Origin of the sequence: Micromonospora maritima (assembly GCF_902825405.1) — a bacterium.
GTDB lineage: Bacteria > Actinomycetota > Actinomycetes > Mycobacteriales > Micromonosporaceae > Micromonospora > Micromonospora maritima.
The window spans coordinates 1-1746 of sequence record NZ_CADEAU010000779.1 but is presented as its reverse complement, the minus strand read 5'-3'; the positions used below and the strand labels follow the sequence as shown (position 1 = coordinate 1746).

Annotated in this window: 1 protein-coding gene; it reads right to left on the bottom strand. The window is 76.4% G+C overall.

The window, feature by feature from the left end:
- Positions 1–1746, bottom strand: a 1746-nt coding sequence (locus HUW36_RS32205) for a condensation domain-containing protein (RefSeq protein ID WP_246248431.1), incomplete at both ends; no start/stop codon positions are given.

Genomic DNA, 1746 nt, shown 5'->3' with positions numbered 1-1746 from the left:
CGGCGTCGGCGTCGGCGTCGGCCGGTGGACCGCGCCGCCGTCGGCGAGACCGGCGCGCAACAGCTCGACGTCCGGCAGGACGACGCCGGAGGCGGCGGCGTCCGGCGCGTCGACCAGGCCGGCCAGCAGTTCCCGGTACGCCTGGAGGAGCCGGCGGATCCGGTCGCCGTCGTAGAGGGCGGGGTTGTAGACGGCCTGGAGCGTGAACCCGCCGTCGGTGTCCACCAGGTAGAGGGTCAGGTCGAACACGGAGCCGGGCAGGCCGGCGGGCTCGGTGGCGGTCTCCAGCCCGGCCAGGTCCAGCCGGGGCCGGGCGAAGTTGAAGACGTTGAACACGACCTGGATCAGGGGGCCCCGGGTCGGGTCGCGCCGCAGCCGCAGGGCGTCGACGATCTGGTCCAGCGTCGCCCCGGGGTGGGCCGCGGCGGCCAGCAGCTCGTCCCGGCAGGCACGGACCAGCGTCGCGAAGTCGTCGGTGACGGCCGACCGCAGGCGCAACGGCGTGATGTCGACGAAGAACCCGACGAGGTCCTCCAGGTCGGCGTGGCGGCGGTCGGCGGTCGGCGTGCCGATCACCGCGTCCCGACGTCCGGTGACGCGGAAGACCAGTTCGGCGAAGGCGGCGAGCGGAACCGTCGCGGTGGTGACGCCCAGGCGTACCGCCAGGGCGGTGGCCGCGTCGAAGGTGGCGCCGCCGACGGTGATCGCCAGCGACGCACCGCCGGTGGCCTGTTCCGTCGGGCGAGGGCGGTCCCGGGGCAGGTCCAGCACGGTCGGTGCGCCGGCCAGATGGTCCCGCCACCAGGCCAGGTCCTCGTCGTGGCGGTGCCGGTCCCGGTCGGCCCGCCAGGCCACGTAGTCGGCGAACCGGACCGGCGGGGCCGGCAGGACCGCGGGACGCCCGGCCAGGGCGGAGGCGTACGCCCGGGCGAGGTCCTCGTAGAGCACGTCCTGCGACCAGCCGTCGAACACGGCGTGGTGGGTGGTGATCGCCAGCACGTGCTCGGCGGGGCCGAGCCGGAGCAACCGGACCCGCCACAGCGGACCGGCGGCGAGGTCGAACGGGGTGACGGCCTCGGCGCGCAGCACCTCCCGCAGGACCTCGGCCTGCTGCCGCGGGTCCTCCGCCGGCAGGTCCTGCACCGGCATCGGGACCTCGGCCGGAAGGTCGGCCACGACGTACGGCCGGCCGTCGCGGGACGGGATGCGCCAGCGCAGCACCTCGTGCCGGGTCGCCACCGCGGCCAGGGCGGCACGGAGGGCCGCCACGTCCAGCGCGCCGGTGAGACGCTCGGCCATGGCGATGTTGTACGCGGTGCTCTCCGGTGAGAGCTGGTCGACGAACCACACCCGGCGCTGGGCCACCGACAGCGCCGGTGGATGGCCGGTGGAGATGGCGGACCCGGCGGCCGGCCCGGCCGTCGCCACCGCCGCCGCGACCCGGCGGAGGGTCCGCGCGGAGAGGACCGTCTCGACGCTGACGTCGCGGCCGAGTTCCGACCGGACCGCGGCCACCATGCGCATCGCGCTGAGCGAGTGCCCGCCGCAGTCGAAGAAGTCGTCGTCGGGGTCCGCGACGTCCAGGCCGAGCACCCGGCACCAGATCGCGGCGACGGCGTCGTGGCGCGGGTCCGCGGCGGGACGCGACGGCCGGTCCGGCCGGCACAGCGCCGCCGCCCGCGTCAGGTCCACCTTGCCGGAGCGGGTGAGCGGCAGGTCGGCCACCCGGACCACCCGGGTCGGCAC